2 tRNA genes are annotated in these 398 nt (G+C 42.2%); both read left to right on the plus strand.

The window, feature by feature from the left end:
- Positions 1 to 34 precede the first annotated feature (34 nt).
- Positions 35 to 111: transfer RNA gene (locus AB4249_RS20960), tRNA-Ile, on the plus strand.
- A 14-nt stretch (positions 112 to 125) separates the two neighbouring features.
- A tRNA-Ala gene (locus AB4249_RS20965) sits at positions 126 to 201 on the plus strand.
- Positions 202 to 398 lie beyond the last annotated feature (197 nt).

A 398-nucleotide genomic window follows, 5' to 3' on the forward strand; every position in this document is an offset into this window, starting at 1 on the left:
TTGATTAGGTTTAGAAAAGTTAAGAGACGATATTGGGTCTGTAGCTCAGCTGGTTAGAGCGCTCGCCTGATAAGCGGGAGGTCGGTGGTTCAAGTCCACTCAGACCCACCAATATCGACCTAGATGGGGCTATAGCTCAGCTGGGAGAGCGCCTGCCTTGCACGCAGGAGGTCTGCGGTTCGATCCCGCATAGCTCCACCATCTTTAAGCGTTCTTGTTCGACAAAAAGTCTTACGAGAGTCTTTAAAAATGGTTCAATTTATTGAATCAAGCTCTTTAACAATTTGGAAAGCTGACTGATTGATTACTCACGAGTAATTCAATCAAATTTAAAAGTTCTCAATGTTTATCTTTCATTAGATAAACACAACAAACACATTCAAGTGTCTTGTATTCGA

The organism is Vibrio sp. 10N.261.55.F4, from assembly GCF_041470465.1.
Classification (GTDB): Bacteria; Pseudomonadota; Gammaproteobacteria; order Enterobacterales; family Vibrionaceae; genus Vibrio; species Vibrio crassostreae_C.